The 25804-nt window shown below is 43.3% G+C and carries 18 protein-coding genes; 10 read left to right on the top strand and 8 right to left on the bottom strand.

The window, feature by feature from the left end; all coding sequences use genetic code 11:
• Nucleotides 1-66 precede the first annotated feature (66 nt).
• On the bottom strand, nt 67-1887 hold the full coding sequence (locus SNR28_RS09180; RefSeq protein ID WP_375748908.1) for an SUMF1/EgtB/PvdO family nonheme iron enzyme: 1821 nt from the start codon (nt 1885-1887) through the stop codon (nt 67-69).
• A gap of 168 nt (nt 1888-2055) precedes the next feature.
• A complete protein-coding gene (locus tag SNR28_RS09175; protein ID WP_375748907.1) occupies nt 2056-3156 on the bottom strand; it encodes a PEGA domain-containing protein in 1101 nt (366 codons plus the stop codon).
• A 401-nt stretch (nt 3157-3557) separates the two neighbouring features.
• On the opposite strand from SNR28_RS09175, the gene SNR28_RS09170 reads away from it, so the two are divergent.
• The 8 genes from SNR28_RS09170 (at nt 3558) to SNR28_RS09135 (ending at nt 14727) form a co-directional block, all read left to right on the top strand.
• Nucleotides 3558-4343 carry a helix-turn-helix domain-containing protein gene (locus SNR28_RS09170; protein WP_375748906.1) on the top strand — a complete coding sequence of 262 codons (786 nt, stop codon included), beginning with the start codon at nt 3558-3560 and terminating at the stop codon, nt 4341-4343.
• A 239-nt stretch (nt 4344-4582) separates the two neighbouring features.
• Nucleotides 4583-7702: a bifunctional proline dehydrogenase/L-glutamate gamma-semialdehyde dehydrogenase PutA gene (gene putA / locus SNR28_RS09165; RefSeq protein WP_375748905.1), complete on the top strand. Its 3120-nt coding sequence runs from the start codon at nt 4583-4585 to the stop codon at nt 7700-7702.
• A complete protein-coding gene (locus SNR28_RS09160; protein WP_375748904.1) occupies nt 7702-8385 on the top strand; it encodes a 1-pyrroline-5-carboxylate dehydrogenase in 684 nt (227 codons plus the stop codon). The genes putA and SNR28_RS09160 overlap by 1 nt, the downstream gene beginning before the upstream one ends.
• Nucleotides 8386-8478: 93 nt before the next feature.
• Nucleotides 8479-9972: a sodium/proline symporter PutP gene (putP, locus tag SNR28_RS09155; protein WP_375748903.1), complete on the top strand. Its 1494-nt coding sequence runs from the start codon at nt 8479-8481 to the stop codon at nt 9970-9972.
• A gap of 571 nt (nt 9973-10543) precedes the next feature.
• Entirely contained in the window at nt 10544-11017 is a 474-nt protein-coding gene (locus SNR28_RS09150; protein ID WP_375748902.1) for an Lrp/AsnC family transcriptional regulator, read from the top strand.
• A 242-nt stretch (nt 11018-11259) separates the two neighbouring features.
• Nucleotides 11260-12747 (top strand): 4Fe-4S binding protein, encoded by a 1488-nt coding sequence (locus SNR28_RS09145; protein WP_375748901.1) that lies wholly within the window; start codon nt 11260-11262, stop codon nt 12745-12747.
• A gap of 216 nt (nt 12748-12963) precedes the next feature.
• Entirely contained in the window at nt 12964-13734 is a 771-nt protein-coding gene (locus SNR28_RS09140; RefSeq protein ID WP_375748900.1) for an aspartate/glutamate racemase family protein, read from the top strand.
• Nucleotides 13735-14061: 327 nt separating this feature from the next.
• Entirely contained in the window at nt 14062-14727 is a 666-nt protein-coding gene (locus SNR28_RS09135; protein ID WP_375748899.1) for a transcriptional regulator, read from the top strand.
• Nucleotides 14728-14928: 201 nt separating this feature from the next.
• Here SNR28_RS09135 and SNR28_RS09130 read toward each other — a convergent pair whose 3' ends face one another.
• A complete protein-coding gene (locus SNR28_RS09130; protein ID WP_375748898.1) occupies nt 14929-16884 on the bottom strand; it encodes a methyl-accepting chemotaxis protein in 1956 nt (651 codons plus the stop codon).
• A 347-nt stretch (nt 16885-17231) separates the two neighbouring features.
• Here SNR28_RS09130 and SNR28_RS09125 point away from each other — a divergent pair, with 347 nt between their 5' ends.
• Nucleotides 17232-18041 (top strand): AraC family transcriptional regulator, encoded by an 810-nt coding sequence (locus SNR28_RS09125; protein ID WP_375748897.1) that lies wholly within the window; start codon nt 17232-17234, stop codon nt 18039-18041.
• A gap of 68 nt (nt 18042-18109) precedes the next feature.
• On the opposite strand, the gene torA is transcribed toward SNR28_RS09125, so the two are convergent.
• The 5 genes from torA to SNR28_RS09100 form a co-directional block, all read right to left on the bottom strand.
• Nucleotides 18110-20536, bottom strand: coding sequence for a trimethylamine-N-oxide reductase TorA (gene torA / locus SNR28_RS09120; RefSeq protein ID WP_375748896.1), 2427 nt, complete (start codon nt 20534-20536; stop codon nt 18110-18112).
• 22 nt (nt 20537-20558) lie between these two features.
• Complete coding sequence (locus tag SNR28_RS09115; RefSeq protein ID WP_375748895.1) at nt 20559-21656, bottom strand: NapC/NirT family cytochrome c; 1098 nt, start codon at nt 21654-21656, stop codon at nt 20559-20561.
• A 345-nt stretch (nt 21657-22001) separates the two neighbouring features.
• Nucleotides 22002-23180, bottom strand: coding sequence for a diaminopropionate ammonia-lyase (dpaL, locus tag SNR28_RS09110; RefSeq protein WP_375748894.1), 1179 nt, complete (start codon nt 23178-23180; stop codon nt 22002-22004).
• Between the two features lie 27 nt (nt 23181-23207).
• The gene (locus SNR28_RS09105) at nt 23208-23603 is read right to left on the bottom strand and encodes a RidA family protein (protein WP_375748893.1); all 396 of its coding nucleotides are present in this window, start codon (nt 23601-23603) and stop codon (nt 23208-23210) included.
• 23 nt (nt 23604-23626) lie between these two features.
• Nucleotides 23627-24304, bottom strand: coding sequence for a transcriptional regulator (locus SNR28_RS09100; RefSeq protein WP_375748892.1), 678 nt, complete (start codon nt 24302-24304; stop codon nt 23627-23629).
• Nucleotides 24305-24631: 327 nt separating this feature from the next.
• On the opposite strand from SNR28_RS09100, the gene SNR28_RS09095 reads away from it, so the two are divergent.
• Nucleotides 24632-25798: a M24 family metallopeptidase gene (locus SNR28_RS09095; RefSeq protein ID WP_375748891.1), complete on the top strand. Its 1167-nt coding sequence runs from the start codon at nt 24632-24634 to the stop codon at nt 25796-25798.
• The last annotated feature ends 6 nt before the right edge of the window (nt 25799-25804 follow it).

Below are 25804 nucleotides of genomic sequence, written 5' to 3'. Positions count from 1 at the left end.
AAAAAAACGCACTGCCTTGGCAGTGCGTTCTTGTATCTAGTTTTCGGAATTATTCTTACAGAACTTTTATAGCTCTCTGAGAATACGGAAGCCTACATAGTTCGCTGAGGTATTAGGTGCAACAAATAGTCTGCTGTGCGCTGATGCCTGATTTGGAGAGAAGCTCCATGCGCCACCTTTGGTTACTCCGCGAGCGTCATTTGTCCATTCCCAAATGTTACCTACCATATCGTAAAGACCGAAGCTATTAGGAGCAAAAGTACGAACAGGTGAAGTACTCACATTTGACCATTTGGTTCCACCCCAGCCGGTGTTGGCCTGACCTGCACCAAATGAGTTCCCCCACCAGTAAGCTGTCTTGGTTCCTGCGCGAGAGGCTATTTCCCACTCAGTTTCACTTGGTAATCGATACTTGTAACCCGTCTGTCTTGAAAGCCATCGAGTGTAGGCGGTTGCATCTGCCTTGCTGATACACACTGCCGGAGAGTCTGAGCCTTGTTTAAAGCCAGGGTTTCTCCAGTAGCTATCAGTGATAGGGATGATTTGCGAGTTTTCTACAGTGATACAGATTTTCTTCAGTTCAGCATCAGTCTGGTAGTTGGTTGTGTTCACAAAGCGTTCAAACTGGCCAACGGTAATTGGTGTAGAAGATACTGCATAGGCTTTGTTTACATTTACCTGTGTAGAACCGTGTTCCCCGATCAGGTATTGGCCTGAACCGATCACGACCATTTCTGGCGCTTTGGTCTTGTTTGCTAACGCGTCAGCAAACACACGACCAGAATGAGGAAGGTTGTCTTTTTCTCTTAGAACAGCTCTTAGGTTGTGATCCGAGTTGATCTTTAATTCCTGGTGGAAAGAGCGGTATCCCTCTTTTTCCACTGTAACCATGTGTGAGCCTACAGGTAGCATAATATCGACAGGTGTACTGCCGTAATTCACGCCATCAATCGCTACGTTATCCTGATACTGGTTAGAGCGTACTGTCAGAGTAATCCACTGAACTTCTTTCTGTTGAACACCGTCAGAAGGTTCTTCACCCTGATCGAAGCAATATTTAGACTCAACATTAAGCAGTTTACATGGAACGTTTTTAGCAGGTCTTGCTTCGAGAGTAACGTCCATGATCGTTTGGTAACGAAGTCCGTCGTAGAAACCTGACTTGGTTACGTTTTGCCCTACAACATGAATGTTAAGTGTGGTGGAAGAGAGGTGTCGGTTAACAGTTTTTGATTCGGTCGTCTCTTCTACAAGCTTGTTCTGGAATTGATTAACGGCTTTTTGCAGGCCAAGGTTCTTAGTTTGGTCGTTACACGCTGCGAGCGTCATATCGTCGCTACATACGTTTGTAAAGCTAACCGCAAGCGTCATGTCCGATTCGAGTTCTGCTCTTAGTCGCTCTACGCGAGCACGGACACGATCTTCTTCAAGTGCTTCGACGTCAGATTTTAGCTTTTTCTGCTCAGCCTCTATCAGCGAGAGCTCAGCGTATAGCTCCTGAATAGACTGTTCTTTCTCTAATCGCTCTTTTTGGTTTTGCTTAACGCTTGCCCATGCATCCTGATAAGCACCCTGGCTAGGACGGAGGTCGAATTGTGGTTCATCAACCAGTCGGTCATAGTCTCGGTTTAGTGCAGCTTTCGATTCTTCGAGCTTCTTGTCTAGATGAGCAGCCTGCTTCTCTAGCAGAGATTGTTCATCTTGAGCGGCTCTGACTTCTGCTTTCTTCTCGGCTACTCGCTTTGAAGACGCATCCATCTCACTCTGTTTCGAAAATAGCGCACTTTCTATGCTCACCACTGTTGTTGGCTCATCCGCTGCTAACACACCAGGGGTGATTAGACAGGGCGCAAGTGCTAACAGTAATCCATGTAAACCTTGTCGCATCGTTGTAATACTACTTTGTTGATTAATCGGGCAATCTGCCCATTCTATACGAAAACACCATTTTGTCAGAAATTATCATTAATTGATAATCAACAAAATGGTGTTTAAAGATCAGGATTGTGAGTTAAGGCATATATTCAATCGATTTTTACCTTAAATAATCGCGAGTTAGCCTTTTTTGCTCGGTAGCAACTTAACCCAAACTGTATCGTTACCGTTTATAGTGATAACACGGTTATAAGTCTCGTAACCCTCTTTCGATACGGTTACCTGATGGCGACCCGCAGGAAGAACAAGTTCTACCGGAGTGCTGCCATATTTAACACCGTTGATCGTTACAGAGTCATTGTACTGATCAGAACGAACCGTTACGTTTGCCCACTGCTTATCTTTATTAGAAGACGTGTTTGACTTGCCTTTCAAACAGTAGCGAGACTCAACATTCAGTAGTTTACAAGCTGCCGTTGCTTCAGGTTTAGCTTGTAGCTGAGCCTGCATTTGAGTCGCGTAAGAGTTGTTACCAGAGAAACCACTCTTAATTAGCTGGCTTTCCTGTACATGGATATTTAGCTGTACGCCATCCAGATTTTGTTTCGCAACATTTGACTCGGTCAGGCTATCCAGAAGTTTGGATTTGAAAGACTTAACCGCTTTTTGCTTGGTCAGGTATTTACCCTGATTCGCACACTCACCCAAAGTCATTGTCGTAGAACAAGTAGTTGTGTAGCTCGTTTCAAGGACATCACTTTCACGAAGTTCTGCAGCAAGACGTTTTACACGTGCTTCAATGCGAGACTCTTTAAGGTTCTCGTATTCGTTCGCGTAGCGTGCTTTCTTCTGCTTAACCTGAGAAAGACGCATTTCAGTCTCTGTGATTTCCTGACTGTTGTTCAACTGTCGTGATTGGTTCTCTTTAACAGAAGCCCAAGCTTGCTGATATTCTTTCTGGAAGCTGGTTAAATCGGTATCAGGATCATCTAGTAGGCGAGAGTACTGTTTGTCCAGAGCAGATTTACTACGATTTCTTTTTGCTTGCAGTTCTGTGCCTTCACGCTTAAGGGTGTCTCCCTCGTTCTTCAGGCGCTTCAGATTGTCTGACTCAGCTTCATACTCTTTGTTAACAGCATCTATATCTGCTTTCTTCTGGTCTAGTTTCGCGTCAATAGCGACAACAGGATCTACTTGTTGTACATCGTCTGCTGCAATTGATACCGCTGACCAAAAAGGTGTTAGCGCCAGTAGAAGCGCTGGGATACGGCGTGTGATCATAGGTTCCTGCAATTACAAATTACAATTCAAAAAATCAATTCCTCTGGTAATCCATCGAGGAACATTCCCGTGAGCTTATCTGATAACTATATAGATAGTCCATATTAATACAGCTATCACTCTAATTTTCCATAACGACAAGAGCATACCACCTTTGCCATATAGATATAAAAAAATATCTCAATTTTTGAGCTATTTAAAATAGTTATACAACGCTATCTTTGTCGATATAAAAAATTGAGCAAGCATTGACCGTAATTAATGTGCACTTGATCATTGTTCCGGTGAGTGACAGAGAGTAAATCGATTGGTGTTATTGGCTTTTTTTGACTCTTGAGGAGCTTGAGCATTACACTATCGCTGTTGCAAAAGCCGACCAGTATTATAGGCCTACTTTTTTCATGAAAGATATCGATAACCAACTACCTAAACCCGCAGAAATATTGACTCTGCCTTCCTATATGGATTGTCATGATCATGACTATGCTCAGGTGGTTATTGGTCTGAATGGTAAAGCAGAGTTTGATATTAGTGGTGTAGGAAACTATATCGGTCCCGGGCAGGGATGTGTTGTTACTGCAGGCCTTGATCATGCTTTCGGTGGTGTGGTTGGTCGTTCAGATATTCTGGTGTTGAATTTACATTCTAAACTCGATATTCATTCTACTTTTCTTGAGCGTATCAATGAGTTATCCCGTTCAGATATTTACTTCCAGCTTGATTCACAGATCAGGCAGCTTATTCATATGCTGGTTTTAGAAATGCAGGCAAGCCCGGAAGATCAGATTCTTAGTCGCGCTTGTAATGATACTGTGATGGCCTTGATCTGCCGACACACCTCTGGTTTCCAACTCACGTCCAAGCCACAACGGTTAGATATGGATGTGATTGATCAGTACATTGACAGCCACCTTAGCCGCAAGATCTCTATTGCTCAGCTAGCTGGCAGTGTATTTCTAGGGGAAAGTCAGTTCCATCTGCTTTTTAAACAACAAACAGGCATGACGCCTCATCAATATGTTTTGGGTAAGAGAATCGATCTTTCCAAATCTCTGATTGAGCAAGGGACATTTAACCTTGCCCATATTGCAGAACTGAGCGGATTTTCTAACCAAAGTGCATTTACTCATGCATTTACTCGCCTGACGGGTACCTCTCCCTCTCAGTACAAAAAACAATTCTCTTGATCATGCTTCCGTAGTTCCTAAGGAACCAGTCAGGGAAGTTGCGTCCTTTTTACTCAGATAAATTACTACTTTGAGATACTTTGGTGTTCATTAATTTGTGATATTGTTTTGAACTTGTTACAAAAACGGGTTTTTGACAAAAATGCCGGAGTTTTTGACAACTATTGTCTACATCAGCAAAATACACTGCTCACCATGTACACAACCCTTCAGGATCGAAGGTGAATTAAGGAGATCACATGTTCAAAGCAACTAACGTGTTGAATCCAGAGTTTACGGAGCAGTCGCTTCAACAACTTTGGGCTTTGATCTCGCCATTGTATATGGTGGATGAAACAAGTTGGCTGAAAGAGTTACTACCTTTAGCAACCCCAACCGATGTAGAAAAAGAGAAGATCGAACAAAAGACAGCAGAGTTAATCGAAACTATTCGAGCGGATAAGAATTCTATTCAAATGATTGATGCTTTGCTGCTTGAGTACAGTTTAGATACTCAGGAAGGCATTCTTCTAATGTGTTTGGCTGAAGCTCTGATGCGAATTCCAGATAGCCACACAGCAGATGCTCTTATCCGAGACAAGTTAAGTGTCGCAGACTGGAAATCTCACCTGCAAAACTCTGACTCCGTGTTTGTTAATGCTTCTACCTGGGGCTTGATGCTAACGGGTAAAGTGGTTGGCCTTGCTGATGAAAAAAGCCAGTCGCCAGTAAAAGCAGTTAACCGACTAGTAAACAAAATGTCGGAACCTGTTATTCGTCAGGCTATGCATCAGGCGATGAAAATAATGGGGCACCAGTTTGTATTAGGCCGAACTATTAAAGAAGCACAGGATAATGGTCGTAAGAATACCGAAGCTGGCTACCGGCATTCATACGATATGCTGGGTGAAGCAGCATTAACCACCGCAGATGCGGAAAAGTATTTCCGTGACTATTTGTCTGCAATCGAAGCTATCGGCACTTCTTCTTTACAATCAACCGCTTCTGTTTCAATTAAGCTTTCAGCTCTACATCCCAGATACGAAGTTGCTTGTGAAGACCGTGTAATGTCAGAGCTTCACAATACTATCCAAAAGCTAATAGAAAAAGCGAGAGAGTTGGATGTTGCGATCACTATCGATGCAGAAGAGATGGATAGGCTTGAGCTCTCTTTAAGACTATTTGAAAAACTATATCGCAGCGACTCTTCAAAAGGCTGGGGTAAGTTTGGTTTGGTCGTACAAACCTACTCTAAGCGTGCTTTACCTGTTCTTACCTGGCTTACGGCTCTTGCTAAGGAGCAAGGTGACTTGATTCCAGTACGCCTTGTAAAAGGAGCTTACTGGGATAGTGAAGTCAAATGGGCTCAGCAGGCAGGCTATGAAAGGTATTCTGTCTTCACCCGTAAAGAAGCAACAGATGTTTCTTATTTGGCTTGTGCCCGATTCCTTCTGAGTGATCATGTTAAAGGCAACTTATATCCTCAGTTTGCCAGTCATAACGCGCAGACAGTGACGGCTATTGCTGTGATGGCAACGCATGACGATTTTGAGTTCCAGCGCCTTCATGGCATGGGAGAGTCTTTATACAATCACGCAAAAGAAGCTTATAAGTGCGATGTACGAATCTACGCACCGGTCGGTAATCACAAAGATTTGCTGCCATATTTGGTTCGCAGACTTCTAGAAAATGGCGCAAATAGTTCGTTTGTTCATCGACTAGTGGATGCTCGCTGTCCGGTCGAATCCCTAACGCAGCATCCGGTTGATGCGCTGTTATCGATGGATACTTTGCATAACAATAAGATCCCTCTTCCTCCTGCGATTTTCTCTGATCGTCTCAACTCTCTAGGTGTGAATATTGACATTGATAGCGAGTTAGAAACATTTGAAAAGGAAGTAAATACTTACTTAGATAGTAACTGGGTTGCTGCACCGGTAATCAATGGAGACTCTTTAGCCGGAACGATGATCAAGGATGAAGATAGTTCAGAAACGATCTTTGCTCCATATGATCGAACTAAAATCGTCGGAAAGGTGAGTTACGCATCCCTTGATCATGTTTCCGAAGCAATGACTATTGCTCAAGAGAAGTTTGCTTCTTGGAACAATACACCTGTTGATCAACGTGCGGAGTGTCTGAAGAAGCTTGCGGATCTGATGCAGGAGAATCTGGCTGAACTGGTGGCCCTTTGTCACCACGAGGCCGGAAAAACGATCCACGACAGCATTGATGAAGTTCGTGAAGCGATCGACTTTTGCCGCTTCTATGCCAAGCAAGATCATGTATTCGCAGAACAAGCGCTAATAGGACTTAATGAACAACCTCTTCGAGTTGTTCAAAAAGGCCGAGGTGTGTTTGTTTGTATTAGCCCATGGAACTTCCCGCTGGCCATTTTCTTAGGGCAGATTTCTGCGGCTCTTATTACCGGAAACACGGTGATTGCCAAACCCGCAGAGCAAACTTGTCTAATTGCGGCTAAAGCTTTTGAGCTTATAAAGAAAGCGGGCTTCCCAGATGGTGTGGCGCAGCTATTGCCAGGCAAAGGCAGTGATATCGGTGCAGCATTGACTTCTCATCCGGCAGTTTCAGGTGTTGCCTTTACGGGCTCAACGGGTACCGCTCAGAAGATCAATCAGGCTCTTGCTGACAGGAATATAGAACCTGTTCCTCTCATCGCTGAAACAGGTGGTCAGAATGCAATGATTGTCGACAGTACAGCTCTTCCAGAACAAGTGGTGAGGGATGTACTTCGTTCGGCTTTTGCTTCTGCAGGGCAGCGTTGTTCTGCTTTGAGAGTTCTGTTTGTGCAAGAAGATATTGCTGAACGAGTGATTTCTCTTATTCAGGGTGCCATGGAAGAGTTGAGTGTCGGTATTCCGTATCTGCATCAGACTGATGTTGGCCCTGTGATTGATCAAAATGCGAAGTCGAAGTTGCTAAGCCATATTGAGCAAATGACAAAATCTCAGAAGTTGATTAAACAACTCTCTCTTGGTGATGAATGCTCAAACGGTGACTTTATTGCGCCAACTGCATTTGAAATTGATGATATTTCTTGCCTTAAAGAAGAGCAGTTTGGGCCAATCCTGCACATAGTTCGTTTTAAAGCGCAAGAGATCTCAAGCGTTGTTCAGGCAATCAATGATACAGGGTTTGGTTTAACCATGGGTGTTCATAGCCGAAATGAGACGACCTATCGCTGGATAGAAAAGCACGCACAAGTGGGCAACTGTTATATCAACCGAGATCAAGTTGGTGCCGTGGTAGGTGTGCAGCCGTTTGGTGGACAAGGTTTGTCGGGTACTGGTCCAAAAGCTGGTGGCCCTAACTATCTTTACCGGTTTACACAAACTGTTTATTCAGAAGGAGAAGCGTAATGAATCATTTGGCAACGTGTTTTTCTGATGCAGTAGCAGCGTGGAAAAACTGGAACCTTTCAGAACATGAAATTGTTAGCCAGCAATTGAATGTGTTTGCCGGGCAACTTACCGGGCACCTTCAGTTGGGATTTAACTACCAACTCAACCAGGCATTACCTCGTTGTGGTGAAGTGAGTCTTATGCCGGGACCGACTGGTGAGACTAACGAGCTTTATCTTTCGGGTCGTGGCGTAGCGGTTCTGATAGTTGAATCTGGTGGCAGTCAAAGTAAGAAAGCGACGGGTGCTTTATTAAGTGCCATCTTAAGTGCTGGAAACAGCGTTATTTTATGCAGCGATTCTGACGAGCTTAACCGTAAGGTGAGTTCGTCTGTCGAGGCATCTCAATTACCTGCCAACCTAGTGCAGATATGTCCATTTGACAGCTATAAGAGCTTGTTACAGATGGATATCAGAGCCGCTGCGTTGGTAGGAAATAAGCAGGCTGAACAGGAAGTTCATAAGCAGCTTGCCATTCGTTCGGGTGCCATTGTGGCGCTTGTGTCTGAAACGGATTCGGAAACGTTACCTGTTTCTCAGGATCCTAACCTGGTGCTTCGTTTTGTTACAGAGCGGACTCGCACCATCAATATTACCGCGGTGGGCGGTAACGCATCGTTGTTGGAGTTAGGCGGAAACTAACGACTTCTCGGGCGAACTAAATCCCTCCTTTTCTAGCTCATTCCCCTCTTTTTAAGAGGGGCATGGAAGAATAAAAAATAGAGGAAAATTTTAATGAGTGTAAATAGCTTTGCTATTACAGCAACCTTTGTTGCTTATTTAATCATGATGCTTGTCATTGGCTACGTTGCTTATAAGAGAACGTCCAGCTCAAGCGATTACTTTTTGGGTGGCCGATCTTTAGGGCCATGGCCAGCAGCGCTTTCCGCTGGCGCGTCTGATATGAGTGGTTGGCTGCTTCTTGGTCTTCCAGGTTACGCATATGCTGCTGGTATTGAAGCCTTTTGGCTAGCAGGTGGTCTGCTATTAGGTACCTGGGCGAACTGGGCATTCAGTGCCAAGCGCTTAAGAACCTACAGTATCACGACGAACGCTTTGACAGTTCCAGAGTTCCTGTCTCGTCGTTTTAATGATAATTCCAAGCTGATTCAGACAATTTCAGCCTTTTTCATACTCCTTTTCTTCCTGTTCTATACCAGCTCAGGTTTAGTGGCAGGGGGTAAATTGTTTGAAACAGTATTTGGTTTGGATTACACGACAGCGCTTATCATCGGTACAGTGTGTGTGGTTTCTTACACGCTATTTGGCGGGTTCCTGGCGGTGTCATGGACCGACCTTGTACAGGGATTGTTGATGGCGGCTGCGCTTCTGATTGTTCCAATTGCGGCAATGCAAGGTGGTTTTGGTCAGCTAATGACAGACCTTGAAACCATTAACCCTGAGTTGTTGACTCTTTGGAATGACTCCAAAGGTGAACCATTAACGGTTATTGCAATTATCTCTCTGGCTGCATGGGGATTAGGTTACTTCGGACAGCCTCATATCCTGGCTCGATTTAAAGCGGCACGTTCCAACAAAGATCTGACTACTGCACGTCGTATTGCCGTTGTTTGGTCTGGTATCAGTATGCTTGGTGCAATGCTAGTAGGTGTTGTTGGTCTTGTTTACATTACCAATACTGCTCCTGAAGGATTAGCCGATGGTGAGAAGATCTTTATGGTTCTGGTGAACGCGATGTTCCATCCAGTAATCGCAGGTATTCTGCTTGCTGCTATTCTTGCTGCGATTATGAGTACTGCCGATTCTCAGCTATTGGTTTCTTCATCTGCATTGGCAGAGGATTTCTACAAGCAACTTATCAACAAAGAAGCGTCTTCTGAGCAGGTCGTTCAGGTTGGTCGTATTGGTGTAGTTGTTCTTTCTATCATCGCAGCGATACTGGCAGCGAACCCTGATAGTTCAGTGTTAGGGCTTGTATCCTATGCGTGGGCTGGTTTTGGTGCTGCGTTTGGCCCAGCAATGCTTCTGAGCCTTTACTGGTCTAAGATGAACCGTAACGGTGCTCTAGCTGGTATCTTGGTTGGTGGTATCACTATCGTTGTCTGGAAACAGCTATCAGGTGGTTGGTTTGACGTTTATGAGATTGTACCGGGGATCATCTTCTCAACAATCGCTATCGTGGCAGTAAGCACACTGACTGGTTCTCCTGACAAAGAGGTTCTGGCTCAGCATGAAGAGTTTGAACGTAAACTTGAAGAACTAGAGTAATTACTCACCTATTTCTGTTGTTAAAACAACCAATAAGCCTCTGGTTAGACCAGGGGCTTATTTTTTGTGATATAGATTTGATTTTGAGATCTTAATTCGTACTTTTGTCTTTTTTTTGCACAAAGCCGACAAACTCTTGTCCTATTTACATTATTATCAGGCTCATTCTTTAACGTCTAACCAGTAATATTGACGAGGTTCCACAAAATGTCTGAGCTATATTGCCAGTCGTGCAAACAGATCACCCCTCACAAATCTGTTATGCGCCGCAACGTAGAAGAGTCCATGACTTTCACAAAAAAATGTACAGAATTTTTTGGGCAGATAGTAACAGGCAAGCAATACTACAAAATGGAACCGAAGCACTATTGTAGAACTTGCAACTGTCAAAACGTAATTTTAGAACCAACAAAGAATAGCGCCATACTAAACACAACGAATAACATCGGCGCGCAACTCTAGGCTGACGAACGAAATTATTTAAAAACTCTCTGCTTAAATAGCAGGGAGTTTTTTTATGCGAGGAGCTTATATATACTCAGCCGTATAGCATATGGACATGGCCGTTATCATGACATCAACATTAGATAGGACAGACTTAGAAATACTGAGAGTGCTTCACTCGAAAGGACGTATTTCGATGGTAGAGCTTGCGAAGCAGGTTCACCTTACTACTTCTCCTTGCTCCGATAGAGTTAAGAGATTGGAGAAAGAAGGATATATTAAGGGGTATCACGCAGAGCTCAACGCAGAAAAACTTGGCTTAGATGTTCAGGTTTTTATCCATATTCGACTTGATCAATCAAGCTTCTCGATCTTTGATAAGTTCGCAAAAGAAGTCGATTTAATGCCTGAGATTGAAGAGTGCTACTCATTGTCGGGAGACTTTGATGCCATGATTAAGGTGAGAGTGAAAGATATGAAAGCTTACCAAAGCTTTATGTCTACTAAGCTTGGCTCCCTCCCAGGGGTTATACAAACACGAAGTGAAGTTGTTATCCAAGAGCACAAAATCAGCTTTGGTATCAACCCAGAGCAGATATAACAAAGGAGCCACAGGCTCCTTTGGTCTATTTACACTGTAAAATCTATTCAAACCTCACGATAAGTTATCGTTTTCAGTCTAATTCTTCCTGTGTGGGGAATATCTGAGTCATATCTAGGTATATCAGTAATCGCTTACCCATTTTTAACTGTTCAACTTAGTTAATTGACAGTGATCAATGCTTCACACTGTTAAAAATTACACAATATAAGCAAGCGCTAATTTAGGTGTGGGTGAAGTATATGTCAACGAAGAACTATCATATTAAGACCAATCGAACTTTTACCGCATTTAGAAAGTATTTCTATATTTATACATTCATCGTGGCATTTGGTGGGCTGTATTTTCCAAAACTCGGCTTAAGTGTCATTGTGATTATGCTTGGCCTTATATTGTTCGCTTTCTTTAAAGGCCGGTACTGGTGCGGAAATATTTGCTCTCATGGCAGCTTATATGATGCTGTTCTGATGCCATTCAGCCGTAATGGTGACATTCCTGCTTTCTTCAAATCTAAGATTTTTATCGCCCTGTTCTTCGGATGGTTTATGTATAACTGGGGTGGGGGAATGCTGAATGCATTTCTTACGTATGAAGCCAATACCGTTGCTTTTTGGGATCAGGTGGGATTTGTTTTTGCTGCAACATACTTAACGGTAACAATAATCGGAAGCACTACAGGATTATTTTTCGCTCCCAGAACATGGTGCCAGTTCTGCCCGATGGGGACGATGCAGAGAGCCTCATACAAACTAGGTAAAGCAACTGGTGTGACGAGCTATACCGATGAAAAGGTGACCATTGTTGATCCGGAACAGTGTCACAAATGTGGTAAATGTGCACGGGTTTGTCCTATGCAGCTCTCACCTTATACCGAGTTTTCTTCCAACAATCAGCTTGATGCTTCTAATTGCATTCGATGCTCAACCTGTATTGAAAACTGTCCTGCCGGGTTACTAACGTTGTCAACGGAACGCACTGCGCAGTTTATAAATGACAACCTAATAGCAAAATGCCGAGCAACTGATAAGGAGAATAACCGTCAGCGTATGACTGCCAAGTTGATAAAAATTCATCAGCTCAAGGATGATGTGCGTGAACTGACGTTTGAAACTCCTGAGCGATGTGATTACAAAGTGGGGCAATTTATTTTAGTACGTGTTCAACAGCACCCAAATGAGATGTTTCGAGCCTACTCTATCTCATCATTTGATCAGGATAGCCGTACCCTTAGTGTAACGGTGAAGAAGGCGCCTCATGGTTATGGCGGAGAGATTGTCTTTGAGAAGTTCGAGCAGGGAATAGAGGTTGTGCTAGAGGGGCCATTAGGTCATGAACTGCTGGTGGATGAGGGCGCTGATAAAATCTTGCTTATCGGAGGTGGGATCGGTATTACACCTTTCAGAGCAATCGCGCAGGAAATGGCTCAGCGCCAATCTAAGCAACAGATGACCTTGATTTATGGTGTGAATCACTCGGATGAGATGCTCTATGAAGAGGATTTTAAACAATTGGCTCAAGATAATACTGGGTTCACGTTTGTTCCTGTTGTAGCGAACGATTCCAACTGGGGTGGTGAAACCGGATTTGTCACAGACTACCTTGAAAAAATAGAAGATATTCACGAGTACAAGGTGTATATGTGTGGTCCCAAGGCAATGGTTGAAGTTGCTACTGAAACGTTGAACCAGTTAGGTGTAGATAAAGAGAATATTTCTGCTGAAAGTGCTTAATTGAGTTTTAAGGCCAGAGAGATGATGAACCTAGATAATCTTCCGCACTTCATGGTGGAAAGTTAATCTTATAGTGCCTTCCCAAACAATTTGATGGTAACGGAGAGGGTTAATATCCCCTTCGGTGTTAAATAGCATTACAATAGAATCTTTGCTTAAACCGCTATAATTGGTCATATCATCCCCCCGAGATGACACCCAAATTTGAGTGTATTTATGAAATCATTTGAAGAGTTTAAAGAGTTTGAAGTGCCATTAGAGCATGTAAAAGCACCAAGAATTGACCGTGTGCATATTGGCTTAGTTCAGCTAAGCACCGACCATTCTTTAGAGATGGACTGGGCGAAGCTTTTAGGCACACAAGCTGGTGTATTTAGCTCTCGTGTTTATTACAGCAGTGAAATGACACCAGAAGCACTAGATAAAATCACGACAGGTATCAGTGATGCGTCAGACTTAATTGCAACTGGATTACCAATGGATGTAATGGCTTTCGGGTGTACTTCTGCCTCGATCATTATTGGTGAAGAAAAAGTATCTCAGCTACTGACAAAAAACCGGGATGATATCCCTGCCACCAACCCTTGGACGGCTGCGCAGGCGTCATTCAAGCATTTGGGCGCTAAGAAAATCGCCGTTCTTTCCCCTTATCCAACAAGTGTTAATTTTCCATTATATGAACAGTTAACCAATGTGGGGTTTGAAGTAGTTGTTCTTGGCTCTCTAGGAATCGAAAAAGACACCGATATCACTACCGTATCTAAAGAATCAATGCTGGCGGCTTTAGAAAAAATACTGCCTGGATCTGGTGCTGATCTTGTTTTTATGTCGTGCACCAATTTACGTGTTCTTGACCATATTCAGGAAATTGAAGACACGTTTGATGTTCCCGTGGTGTGCAGCAATTCCGCAATGTTCTGGCACGCCATGCACTTAGCGGGAAAGAAAGCTTCTTGTCCAGGTTATGGGCGCCTGCTAAATCAGTAATTAACAATACAAGTTCCTAGTCTACATCTGACCCTTAACTTAACGCCACTATCTTCATTTGTTCTCGCCGTATTTGCACTGTGTGAGCAAGTAACTTTAACTCATCTAGTTGCCATTGCTTCAGGAGGCATTTTTGTTAATAATGAGGCCTATTTCAGACGCATTCGTTGCATCTGCTAATACACAGTAATTTAAGGACTTAAAAACATTCCTTATGCCTGAATCGTCCCTACTCTACTAGACAAATCAAGCCACGTGACTCCAACATTTATTGGAATTTTGTGATTGTGAAAATAAAAATATAATGAAATAAAAACGGAGATTTTCATGTACAAATCTGCAAGCCGCTCTTTTGACTTTAACAAAGAAGATCAAGAAGTATTGGAGAGATACTTTGATATCGCCGATCTAGTGGCATCAGTAAACGGTGAACATTGCGAAGTTGTCGTTCACTCTCTTGAAGATGTTGAAATGTCCGTAGTAAAAATTGTGAACGGTGGTATTAGTAACCGTAAAGTAGGTGATCCCATTTCAGACAAAGCGTTACGAGTTGTATTTGAATATCAATCAACAGGTGAGAAACACGTTCAACCTTACTTTGTTGAAGTTGGTGACACTATGCTGAAGTCCTCAATACTGGTAATTACTAACAATAGTAAGCCTATTGGCCTGATCAGTATTAACATTAACATGTCTGTACCACTTAATGAGTTCATCGCAAGTTTTACTACACCAAATGACAGTTCAAAAGCGAGTGAAATTCTTGTCTCAGATCCAACTTCGACCATAAAAAATGCACTAGACCGAGCAATTGAAACCGTTGACAACGCTAGTCATGTGACGGCTAAACGTCGAAACAAGTCAATTTGTGAAACCCTATATAACAATGGTATTTTCGAATTCAAAGAATCTGTTCTTATTGTTGCTGAAAAACTAAATATTACGCGACATACTATTTATAAGTTTATTCGCGAGTTTAAAAAGGATAAGTAAGGCAACTGTATTACATCCATTTTTATTAAGGAACAAAGGCTATCAAACAAGGATTCTCACATCACACGTCTGATTGTCACAGACATCAGGTTAAAATTCGTAGTCGGTAATGAATAGACATTAAAAATTCGGTATCAATTAATTGATACCGAATTTTTTGTTATCACAGATAAGTTTACACTGTAAAGCTTACCTATCTCCTCACGTCCTGAATCTGGAAACAAGGGTATTCAGATTCGATGCGATATCATCAAGTTCTTTGGCGTTGTCATTCGCGCTGTTAGAAATATCTTTAACGACAGAGGCATCTTGGTGTATTTGATGAATATGTCCATTAATGTCTTCGGCGACCTGATGTTGTTGCTCTGCGGCCGTTGCTATCTGTAGATTCATTTGATGAATAACATCAACCGAGCTTGAAATTCCATGGAAGCTGCTCTGTACTGCTTGAGTGATCTCTACAGTTTGGCTAGAACTATTGAGGCTATGGGCCATATGTTGAGTTACTTCTTTGGTTTGTACCTGAAGCCTGTTTACTAGTTCATCAATCTCCTGAGTAGAATCTGCGGTCCTCTTCGCGAGCGCGCGAACTTCGTCGGCAACTACAGCGAATCCTCGGCCTTGCTCTCCGGCTCTTGCTGCTTCAATAGCGGCATTCAACGCAAGTAGGTTAGTTTGGTCGGCAATATCTCTGATTGTGTCGAGAATCAGAGTGATTCCATGAGTATCATTTTCCAGGCTCTTTAGTTCGCTTGAAGACTGAGTTAGCGCTTCAGATAGTTGATGGACACTTTGAACCGCCAAATCAATGTGCTGACGTCCCTCATCAACAAGCTTTTGCCCATCTGTCGCTGAGTCTGCAGCAGCTGCGCATGACGTTGATACTTCATTGGCGGTTGCCACCATTTCATTAAATGCGGTTGATACCTGTTCCAGAGCCTGATTCTGACGATCCGATGTTTCAGCCATTTGTCCTGCTATTTCGATCGCTTGCTCTGAAGTATTGCGCATCTGTTTACCTGACTCAGTTATTTGAAGCACAATGAGTTTTATTGCATCAAGGAACTGATTGAAGTAGCCAGCAAGTTTTCCGGTTTCATCTTTGGAGTCGATAGAGATAGTCTTCGTGAGATCTCCTTCTCCCGAAGCGATCTCCCTAAGGCTACCTGAAACGATCTGTAGCGGCTTGGCAATCGTATTGGCGAACAAAGCAGCGACAAATATAAATAGAAGTATAAGGGCAGAAACAGTGTAGACAATGAGCTCAAGAGTTTCATTTCGGGAACTCATTACTTCATCCTGACTAATGATGCCAACGAATTTCCAGCCTAGCTTTTTGGACTCATACACGTTAGCCATGTAGCTTTGTCCGTCCAGTTCAATGTTGACCAGGCCTGACTTTGTATTGTTAAGCGTGCGGTAGCTTTCACCAAGTTCATCGATTTGTTTAAAGCTGTTTTCAGGCTTTCCTGCGTCGACCAGAATATTGCCCGAATCTTCGATCATCATTAGATAACCGTTTTCACCAAGCTTGATATTTTTAATGATGTCTGTGAGCGTTTTTAGTGACACATCGATAGCAATAACGCCACCTTTGCGACCATTTGAAGAATCAAACGTTCTGGTAGTGCTGAGGATTACCGCATCATCTGGAGCCCAATAGTAAGCTTGCCCCCGAACAATATCAGAAGGTGAAGTATTAGCGGTTTTATAGAATGGGCGAACTCTTGGATCATAATTTTCAGGACTGCCTCCAGTTGGCCACTGTATGAAACCACCATCTTCGGTTCCCATATAGATATATGCATATTCAGGGTGAGTCTTGCCTACTTGATCGAATAGCGTGTAGATAGCCCTTTCTGCAGGGCCATTCTTGCCCGGTGTCATTTCTACGCTTGGCTTGCCCATGTAGGTTGTAATGCTGTCGTCAGCATTTGCAAGTTGTGGGCTTTTAGCGAGGTAAGTCAGGTTTTCCCCGATATCTTTAAAGTAGATTGAAACAGCATTTTCAACCTGACGTATTTCGTTGTTACTACTGGATACAAAATTATCCAGAGCAAGATTTTTTAGAATATTGGCAACGAAAATAGAGATGATAGTAATAGGTATCAGTATACCGATGACCTGGGCAATCAATAGTTTCTTCTTTATGTTCATGTGGGTACTTTTTGCTAGCTTAAGTTAAATAAAATTAACTTAAAGATGGTAATCCAGACCTGAGATCTAACTGAAATCGTTTGGCCTACCTATCAACAGCGCTATTTTTCAGCGGCTTTTTTGACTACTATCTTCCGATGTAGTCTTTGCCAATCATCCGTCTGGATGGTTGTATCGTAATGGTTTTGGGACTTTTTTTGTTATGGGTATGTTGTATTATGAAAAATGTGCTGTTGGAGTGTGTATAAAACTACATCTGAATTATCACTTCAAGCAATAGTTACTTTTATTTGACTATATGTGACGGTAAACTCTATTTACTGACAAAACAGTAAGTGGTTACACAGATGGAGTTCTCCAAGGTTTGGCAAAGTGGCACATTAGAAGGCATTGAACTGCTGAAAGCATCTTTTCAACAATTTGAGTTTTCTAAGCATTGGCATGATGATCTTGCTATTGGTGTTATCGAAAAGGGGGCTGAAGGCCTTTATTATCGTGGTAACAATATTGTTATTCCAGAAAACCAGATCGTGACCATAAACCCCGCTGAAGTTCATACTGGTTTTGCCGGCTGTCATACTGGTTGGAAGTACAGAATGTTTTATTTCGATCCTGAAATGATACAACGTCATTTTGAGCAGTCGGATCAGGATGTTTTGCCCTTTATCAAATCTCCGATACTGAACGACCCCGAACTCTTTAGTCTGCTTCGCCAGTTGCATATTGCTTTAGAAGAGCCAGCTTTTGATATTACAAAGGAATCCTTATTGACGATTTGCTTTGAAACGCTCTTTGGCAGGCATGGTGATCACGCAAAGCTAACATCGAAAGCGATTCGGGACAGACAGAAGAATGCTGCAATGAGGGAATATCTTCTGGAAAACTGGAAGTGTAATGTTTCTATTGAAGAGCTTGAAGAGTTGAGCGGTCTTAGTAAATTTCAAGTTATCAGAAGTTTTAACTCTCAGTATGGATTAACACCACATCAGTTTTTATTAGTACTGAAAATCAACAGTGCAAAACGGATGCTTGTTGAAGGGGATAGTTGCGCTGATACCGCTTTAGAGTGCGGTTTTTTTGATCAAAGCCATCTAACCAGAAACTTCAAACGTGCTTTCGGCATCACTCCGAAGCGCTATGCCACTTCTTCTGTATAACGCATAAAAAAGAGCTCTGACGTAATCGAGTCAGAGCTCATTGTTAAGAGCAGTTTAGCTTACAGCTGTTATCCCTTAACCACCTTCGGACCTTCAAAACAATCAATGTTTCGTTTTTTGCCCTGATACTTTTTGATTGAAACTAAGCAGGTCTGAGCCGTTGGCCCCTGTCCCCACGAAGAAGTACCACGGTCAGGGGTCAATACGTTAGCATTACCATAGTTACATGTATCTCCTTCAGGGCTGTACCAACCTCCTTCCTGGCTTGCGACAACACCTGGGCTGACTTTTTCAGAAACGATAGCCCCAAGATATACCTTCCCTTTGCCATTAAAGGTTTCTACGACGTCTCCCTGCTGTATTCCGTGAGCTTTTGCATCAACAGGGTTGATCCATAGTGGTTCATGCTCATTTGAATTTGTCGCGTCACGAAGCTCTTTCACACCACAAAGTTGTGAGTGCAGTCGATTTTGAGGGTGTAAGGTAACCAGATGTAGATACTTGCCAGATTGGCGTTCTGCCCAGTCTTTAGGTGGAATCCAACTAGGGTATGGAGTACAGTCAGCCAGACCTGCATTGGCTACTTTCTCAGAGAATAGCTGAATCAAGCCAGAGTCAGTGGATAGCCCGTTAAGATCAGGATCTTCACGGAAAGCAGCATGGCGAACGAACGTATTTTCTCCCGGATATTCGAAGAAAGCGGCATCTTGTACCCAGAAGCTTTCGAATATAGGCATCTCGATGCCATTCTTCTTGTTCTCATCTCGAGCTTTGTTATAGAACTGCTGTAACCATTGCAGCTTAGATTTTCCACCAGTATATTCCTGCTCACGGCCCATTTTGGCTGCAAACATGCGCCAGATATCATAATCATCTTTTGCGTCATACATAGGTTCTACCAGCTTTTTGAGGCCGATAACGCCGCGGTTTGTTGCGTTACCGTATGAGACAAGTTCATCGCGTTCGTAAATAGTTGTACATGGAAGAACAAGGTCAGAATATCGGCATGTCGCTGTCCACTGATTATCAATGGTGACCAGAAAATCTAAGTTGTTTATTGCGGTGACCAGACGGTTGATATCTTGGTGTGTTGAGAATGGGTTAGCACCGGAAACAATCAGCGTTTTCAGGTCAGGGTAGGTGATATCCTTTCCTTTGTATGTGGTTTGCAGTCCTGGGTTTTCAATCACATCGACGATACGTGATGTCGGGAAATATGGAGAGCTGGTGTACTTCTTCTTGTGAACAGGTTTAGTTCCTTTAATAGAAGCGGACAGAGAGCCCATGCGTGCTCCATTCGAGTATGGTGCACCAGCATCGTTGTAGATATAGCCGAATGAGAAGCCACCTCCAGGTAAGCCTATGTCTCCAAGCATTGATGCCAATGCAACAATAGACCAGCAGTATTGCTCACCATGATCTGCTCGTTGACCAGCCCAGCCAGATGAGATTAATGTTCGGCTTGATGCCATCTGTTTTGCCAGTAATTTAATTTCGCTAGCTTCAATGCCGCAAATAGCCGCAGCCCACTCAGCAGATTTGGCAACGCCGTCTTTCTCTCCTGTAAGGTAGGCAAAGAACTCGTCACTTCCCTCGGTATAGAGTTCAATAAACTCCTGATCGACAGCTTCTGTTTCGAGCAGGGTGTGGCAGAGCCCCATCATCAGTGCCACGTCTGTTTGCGGCTTAATAGATAACTGCTCACCGCCCAGGTGCTTCTGAGTGTGTGACTCGACAGGATCGATGGAAATAACCCGCATCTTGCCAGATTCAACTTTCTCTTTGATCTTATCCCAGTGCCCATATGGCGAATGATCCGGTACGCTAAAGCCAATCTTCAGGTTCTTCAGAGGGTCACAAGCCCAAAGTACAAGAATTTCGGTCTCTTCAGCGACATAATCCAGACTGGTTTGCATCGAGTAAACTTCGATATCTCCAACTACTTCAGGAAGAATGGATTGGGCAGCTGCTGTTGAGTAGAAGCCAGAAGAGCCTAAAACCTTGCCGTGAAGGTTGAGTGCTCTTTTCATTGTTGTACTACAACTCCCAAGCTGACCAACAGGTCCCCAGGAGGCGTGAGCATAAATACCTGATGGGCCGTAGTTGATTTGAGTATGCTCTAGCTGCTTGTAGAGGATATCGATAGCTTGATCCCAGCTGATTTCTACAAACTCATTATCGCCTCGCGTGGTTTTATCTCCGGTCAGGAACCCTTTTCGCACCATAGGCTTCTTGATGCGAGACGGGTTGTCGAGAATACGAAAAGCGTGTTCTACCATATCAACTGGGTGGTTATCTTTGGCGAAAGGTATAACGCTCTGAACTTCTCCATTTTTTACTGTGGCTTCAAAGGCTCCGAATTTGGAGGCACTAAGCATTTTCTTCAATGAAGGATCATATTGTGCGGCCATTGCCAGAGGGCTTAGCTGAGTCGCAAGAGCTGCTGTGCCAGTTAAACCTGCGGTTTTCAAAAAATCACGTCTAGTAAAAGTCATTGTAACTCCTAGGGTTTTAGTTTTAATGATGTTCTATAAATGAAGAGGAGTGATACTGCAGGTACTTCAGCATGGCTTGTGTTTCATCCTTGCCGAGCTTTGCCTGCTTTGCCATTCCCATAAATTGCGCTGGCCAGTCATTTGCGGCGAAATGGCCTTCCTCTACTTTCAGGTGGCATTGTCCGCATTTGCTTTCGTACTCAAACTTGAGGTTGTTCCAGCTAGAGTTGAGGTCTTGAGTGATATCGGTATCTGATATCCAGCCTCTTATTTGGATTTGTTTCCATTGCTTTTTGGTGATTGGATCCTGATAAGTGTTGCCGCTCGGCTGAACATCCTTAACACCACGGAGTGTAGAGGCGGCTATGCGCATTCCTTTTTCGCTATAAAGCACTTTTTTCTTTGCTTCTTGCCAACCTGTCAGCTCGACCTGAACCTTGTTATCTTGTTTTTTTAAAATATTCAGTTGAGTTAGAGGCAGGATCTTTGCCCGACTCTTTTCCAGTTCAGGACTGTTGTGCAGAGGAATCATCGCAGTGGTATAAACAACTTCATCCGTGTTAGCTTCTAAAACAGAAACGGTTGAAGATTTTGGCTTCGGCAGTGAGTGAGCAATGCCTTTGTGACAATCAATACATGTTTGATTATTGGCTCTGGCTGAGTTGTGGGCTGTGACAGCTTCAGGCTTTTGTGAAGAGGTGGTCATGCGTTCAAAATCGTGGCAAGAACGGCATGTAGAAGAGTCGTTGGCCTTCATCTGTGCCCACACGGTCTCCGCCATCGAAAGTTTGTGAGCATCATACTTTTCCTGCGTATCTATCTTTCCGGTAATGAACTCGTGATAGAGATCTTTCGATGCTCTGACTTTCGTTACCAAATACTCCACAGTGTCTTGTGGAATATGACAATCTGAGCACTCGGCCGAAACACCGTGTGTATTATTAAAATGAGCGGATTTTTTATACTCCTCGTATGCGTTTTCCATGGAGTGGCATGAGATGCAGAATTCAGTATCAGAGGTTTTCTCTAAGGTGATTTTTGTCGCCAGGGTAACTAGCAACCCAATAATAAGCCCCGAAAATATCAGAGCTAATGTTGTTGGTTTTCTATAGGTGTTCATCAGGTTCTTCTTATCGCTAAAACATTTGCTTACATTTGTTTATGTCGAAGCATGTTACGGATAGAGAAATTAGTTTCTTGTATGAAATTGCAGGTAGGTTGACTGCGGTATATTGATTGTTAAGTTGTTGTTATTGTTTTGAAATATTTTGTTTTGAAGATAGCTTCAGTGACATTGTCAGCCACGAAATAGTAAGAATGAAATTGAGGATTGATGAAGATGGTTACAGGGTTTGATAGGCAAAAAAAAGCAGCTAAATAGCTGCTAAATCGGGGGAGAACTTTGTCTGAGTTAATGTGGTTGTGGAGTTGCAGGCAGGTAGGAGTCTGCCTGCAAATAGTGTTGTTACAGTGACAACATACCTTCCCAGACAATTTTATTATAACGATCAGGGTTAGTATCACCTTCTGTGTTAAACAGAAGCACGACTGAATCCTGATTTAGACCAATTTCTTTAGCTGCTTCAATACCTTTCGGATCATTCGCCATCATATACAGAAGGCCTGCAGTAATTGCACCGGATTCACCGCTGGTGATTGCCGGATCGCCAGCGAGAGGATTACCCAACATTCTCATGCCAGTTGCAGACACATTGTCTTCAACTGATGCAAAGAGATTGCTGCAATCTTTCAGTATTGGCCAGGTAACAGGGTTTGGCTCACCACAGGCAAGACCTGCCATAATAGAGTTCAGTTCGCCAGTAACGTTGACCATGCTACCGTCTTCACTGGTACCTGAACGGTAGATACAATCTGCCGCCGCTGGTTCTGCAATGATGGTTTTAAAGCTATCAGTGCCAAGCACGTCAACAAGACAACCAAGAACACCACCTGCCATTGCACCAACACCAGCCTGAAGCATTACATGAGTTGGTTTCTCGCCTTGCTCTTCTAGCTGATCAACGGCTTCGGCTGCCATTGTCATATAGCCTTGAGAGATCCAGGTTGGGATTTGCTCATATCCTTCCCATGCAGTGTCTTGCACAAGCATCCAACCATTGTCCTGCGCTGTTTTGTTAGCCAGACGTACGGTGTCGTCATAGTTAACGTCAGTCACAATACATTCTGCACCCAAGCCCTGAATACGCTTAACACTTGCCTGAGCAGAGCCTTTCGGCATGTAAACAACGGCTTTTTGACCCATTTCGCGCGCAGCCCATGCAACGCCGGTTCCGTGGTTACCGGCAGTTGCAGTTGTGAATACCAGTGGCTTGTCCAGCTTTTCAGAGACAGTCTTTAGATTGATCTCGGAGATATCTTCGCCAAGGTGGTCCGCAAGTAGTTTCCCGAGTGCGTATGAACCACCCAATACTTTGAAAGCATTCAGTCCAAAACGCTTAGACTCGTCTTTTACTAGTACAGACTTTACACCCAGTTTTTTTGCCAGTTGAGGCAATGAGGTTAGTGGTGTTGGTATGTAACCCTCAATCTGCTTGTGAAAATTACGAGTTTCTTGTGCAACCGTCTTGTTAAATAGAGGAGATAACTGACCGGTATAGAAATTATTTTTTGCTGTTTTCAACATAGTGAATACTCTCAGACAGATTTGTCGCTATTTCTTTGGGTAGGCGATATAAGCGATTGCTTCTACTTCTACCAGTGCGTCTTTTGGCAAGCGTGCAGCCTGTACACATGAACGTGCTGGCGCGTTTTCTGTACCAAATACTTCTGTGTAAACTTCATTAAATGCAACAAAGTTTTCCATATCAGACAGGAAGCAAGTTGTCTTGATTACTGTTTCAATAGACGCGCCACTTTCTTCAAGAATCGCTTTCAGGTTTTCAAGAGACTGACGAGACTGCTCTTTAATTCCACCTTCAGGGAAAGCCATTGTTTCAGGTACTAATGGTAGCTGACCAGATGTGAAAATGAGCTCCTGAAATGCTTGCGCTTGTGAATAAGGGCCAATTGCTGCTGGAGCTGAGTCTGTGTGGATTGTCGTTTTCATCGCTTTTCTCTCTGATTTGATGACTAAGATCGAAACTCGCGCAAATATTTATATATTGCATGCCGAGTAATACCGAGGCTTTCGGAAACAAGAGCCGTTGCCTCTTTTAGTTCAAAAATACCGTTATCAAACAGTTGCTTGGTAATCGCTTTATTTTTTCCCTTTAAGTTGATCGATGTGTCATTTTCAATGTCGAGAATGGCATTATCTAACGCTTTTTCTATCAACTCACTTGGAGAGGCACTAAAGTTCTCGTGCACTCCAACCTTTGTATCCACCATATCCGGCATTAAGGTCTTAATGATCTCCGGGAATGGGTGAGACAAATTCATGTTGATACAAAATAGTCCGATAGGTTTGCTATTTTCTCCTGCCAATACACAGGTTGTTGATTTTAACAATGAGCCATCTTTCGCCGTAGTGAAGTAACTTTCTGGCGTTACATTACCAGTCTGTTCAAATTCACTTAGCATTCTGAGTCCCATATCCGTGATAGGAGAACCAACTTCACGTCCTGTGTGGTGACCGTTCACTATCTTCACTACAGATTTGTCAAAACTTTCGAACGAATGGATGACCACCTCACAGTGTGGACCAATAAACTCTGCAATGGTCTCTGCTAGGCGAAAATTTGATTCCAGATGTTCTCTATCCTTATCAGTGAAATCTATATTGAATGATTTGTAAGCGGAAGCGTTCATTTCAGGCCACTATTGTTAACTGTAAATGCTCTGTATTGTCTTCATTTTACGCATTAAATGCAAACAATCGATCAACTCTTACTGTCTATGAAACCGCATTTGCACTATGTATGCAATAGCAAAGTTAACTATAGTGGCCTTAATGTGATCTAAACCAGCGTTTTTTTGATAAAATCACCATCAAAGTTAACCAAAGTTAACTTTGATGCGCTGGGTCACATTAATTGGCGAAATTATCATTAAGATGAGCACCGTAAAGTAAATTAAATTTAACGGAACGTATTGCTTAGCTGCATAAGCCCTAGCTTACGAAAAGAAGAGGTTGTAATGACAAACTTCCTGAACAGAGGCTTCACAGAAGCCGAATTCGAAAACAGAACGCAAAGAGCGCAAAAAATCATGCACGACATGAAGTTGGATGCGATGATTTTTACAACAGAACCAAATGTGCGTTACTTCACTGGTTTCCACACCCAGTTCTGGCACAGCCCAACTCGCCCATGGTTTGTTGTTGTTCCTGCGGAAGGCAAGCCTATCGCGATCATCCCAGAAATTGGTGCAAGCGGTATGGCTGGTACATGGGTAGACAACATCATTACCTGGCCTTCACCTCGTCCGGAAGATGATGGTATTAGCCTAGTAGCAAGCGCTCTGAACTCACTTCCATGTAAGCATGGCCGTGTAGGTGCTACGCTGGGTATTGAATCTCACCTACGTATGCCGGTAAACAACTACTTAGCTCTTACAACTATGGTTAAGAAAGAGTTTGTAGATGTTTCACTTGCTGTTCATGAGCTACGTCAAATCAAATCTCAAGCTGAAATCGAGAAAACTCGCGAAATCTGCCGCATTACCAATGTTGGCTTTGCAAAAATCCCTGAGTATGCAAAAGCAGGAATGACAGAGCGTGAAATCTGTAAGCAGTTCCGTATCGATATGCTACTTGAAGGTGCAGATGAGTGTCCGTACATCATCGCAGGCTCTGGTCCTGACGGTTATGACAGCATCATCATGGGTCCAACTGACCGCATTATTGAGCCTGGCGATGTGCTAATCATCGATACAGGTGCAGTACGCGATGGTTACTTCTCAGACTTCGACCGTAACTGGGCATTTGGTCACGCGAGCGAAGAAACAAAAGCGGCATACCGTGCAACGTATGAAGCAACTACCAAAGGTTTTGAAGCGGCGAAACCAGGCGCGACAACAACTGATATCTACAACGCAATGTGGAAAGTACTTGAAGCAAATGGCGCACTAGGCAACGACGTTGGTCGTCTAGGCCATGGTCTTGGTATGGAGCTGACAGAGCGTCCTTCTAACACAGCAACAGACAACACAGTTCTTAAGCCGGGTATGGTAATGACCCTTGAACCAGGCATGGTGTACGCACCAGGTAAGTCAATGGTTCATGAAGAGAACATTGTAATCACTGAAGATGGTGCAGAGTGGCTAAGTGAGCGCGCTGAACCTGAACTAATTGTAATCGACTAATTCGCA

It is taken from the genome of Vibrio iocasae (assembly GCF_042245395.1).
Taxonomy (GTDB): Bacteria; Pseudomonadota; Gammaproteobacteria; order Enterobacterales; family Vibrionaceae; genus Vibrio; species Vibrio iocasae.
This window is presented reverse-complemented; position numbering and strand designations above follow the sequence as displayed.

Bases quoted from the DNA above. Each gene is read 5' to 3' on its own strand.
- putP (WP_375748903.1), top strand. From the start codon at position 8,479: ATGAGTGTAAATAGCTTTGCTATTACAGCAACCTTTGTTGCTTATTTA.
- dpaL (WP_375748894.1), bottom strand. From the start codon at position 23,180: ATGTTGAAAACAGCAAAAAATAATTTCTATACCGGTCAGTTATCTCCT.
- SNR28_RS09095 (WP_375748891.1), top strand. From the start codon at position 24,632: ATGACAAACTTCCTGAACAGAGGCTTCACAGAAGCCGAATTCGAAAAC.
- putA (WP_375748905.1), top strand. From the start codon at position 4,583: ATGTTCAAAGCAACTAACGTGTTGAATCCAGAGTTTACGGAGCAGTCG.
- SNR28_RS09125 (WP_375748897.1), top strand. From the start codon at position 17,232: ATGGAGTTCTCCAAGGTTTGGCAAAGTGGCACATTAGAAGGCATTGAA.
- SNR28_RS09105 (WP_375748893.1), bottom strand. From the start codon at position 23,603: ATGAAAACGACAATCCACACAGACTCAGCTCCAGCAGCAATTGGCCCT.
- SNR28_RS09170 (WP_375748906.1), top strand. From the start codon at position 3,558: ATGAAAGATATCGATAACCAACTACCTAAACCCGCAGAAATATTGACT.
- SNR28_RS09180 (WP_375748908.1), bottom strand. From the start codon at position 1,887: ATGCGACAAGGTTTACATGGATTACTGTTAGCACTTGCGCCCTGTCTA.
- SNR28_RS09145 (WP_375748901.1), top strand. From the start codon at position 11,260: ATGTCAACGAAGAACTATCATATTAAGACCAATCGAACTTTTACCGCA.
- SNR28_RS09135 (WP_375748899.1), top strand. From the start codon at position 14,062: ATGTACAAATCTGCAAGCCGCTCTTTTGACTTTAACAAAGAAGATCAA.
- torA (WP_375748896.1), bottom strand. From the start codon at position 20,536: ATGACTTTTACTAGACGTGATTTTTTGAAAACCGCAGGTTTAACTGGC.
- SNR28_RS09130 (WP_375748898.1), bottom strand. From the start codon at position 16,884: ATGAACATAAAGAAGAAACTATTGATTGCCCAGGTCATCGGTATACTG.
- SNR28_RS09100 (WP_375748892.1), bottom strand. From the start codon at position 24,304: ATGAACGCTTCCGCTTACAAATCATTCAATATAGATTTCACTGATAAG.
- SNR28_RS09115 (WP_375748895.1), bottom strand. From the start codon at position 21,656: ATGAACACCTATAGAAAACCAACAACATTAGCTCTGATATTTTCGGGG.
- SNR28_RS09160 (WP_375748904.1), top strand. From the start codon at position 7,702: ATGAATCATTTGGCAACGTGTTTTTCTGATGCAGTAGCAGCGTGGAAA.
- SNR28_RS09150 (WP_375748902.1), top strand. From the start codon at position 10,544: ATGACATCAACATTAGATAGGACAGACTTAGAAATACTGAGAGTGCTT.
- SNR28_RS09175 (WP_375748907.1), bottom strand. From the start codon at position 3,156: ATGATCACACGCCGTATCCCAGCGCTTCTACTGGCGCTAACACCTTTT.
- SNR28_RS09140 (WP_375748900.1), top strand. From the start codon at position 12,964: ATGAAATCATTTGAAGAGTTTAAAGAGTTTGAAGTGCCATTAGAGCAT.